Genomic DNA, 812 nt, shown 5'->3' with positions numbered 1-812 from the left:
TCGGTTACAAAGCCTGCTGGGGTGAGCATCGCCCCGATCAACAATTCAATGAAGGTACCCACGGATCTCAGGGGTAGCGCTTCTGCCAAAAATGTTATCCAATAACACAGTTCGCGGGGGGTACGGCTATATCCTTTCGCGTCCATAGCGGCCTCCAGAAGTTTGTGTTGATTTCTCTTCTGAGAGGCCGCGCCTTGCTATGTCAACTATTTTTTGAGATTTTTAGTGGTTTTTCTCCTCTGAAACTCTAAACTCTAGGTTGCTTACTCTAAACTCTAGTAAGGATCTGACAACGTCGAATATTATCGAGTTGCTTAAAACCTGAATGTCGAAGCGCCGTGCGCAAATGGAACAACTCACGCAAGATTTCCGGTTGTTCCCAAGCCCAAGCGACCTTGGCATCTTTATGCATTGTCTTCCGCCGACTTGCCCAGGCATTGGCCCGGAAATAGTGGAGCAAAACCATTTCCCTCTCGCTGAGCGCCCTCTGGGCTAATTCATTGCACAGTTCCAGTGCCCGACTAGTGCCTTCGGGTCGGTCATGGAACTCAGAGAGATCGATGATTTTTCCGATAAGATCAAGGGCGGCTTCAATATTCAGGTCGCTTAAATTCTCCACACCCAAATGTTTCTCAAGCCCGGGATTGGATACTTTGTCAGTCTCGTCACGTTCCATTATTCTTCTGGAAGATCCCTAATTCTACTTTGTCATATTTCCCCACCCCTCCGCCGACAGGATTCTGTGGCAGCCTGTCGTCGCCGGTGTCGCTCTTGAATAAGTCTGGCGAGTTGTTTGGGTGTAGGTTCTGGCT

Annotated in this window: 1 protein-coding gene; it reads right to left on the bottom strand. The window is 49.0% G+C overall.

Translation table 11 applies throughout. From position 1 onward, the window contains the following. Positions 1-268: 268 nt before the first annotated feature. On the bottom strand, positions 269-676 hold the full coding sequence (locus tag ACOCD2_RS23080; protein WP_293675544.1) for a hypothetical protein: 408 nt from the start codon (positions 674-676) through the stop codon (positions 269-271). Positions 677-812 lie beyond the last annotated feature (136 nt).

Origin of the sequence: Thiolapillus sp. (genome assembly GCF_048562965.1) — a bacterium.
GTDB classification, from domain to species: domain Bacteria; phylum Pseudomonadota; class Gammaproteobacteria; order Chromatiales; family Chromatiaceae; genus Thiolapillus; species Thiolapillus brandeum_A.
This window is presented reverse-complemented; position numbering and strand designations above follow the sequence as displayed.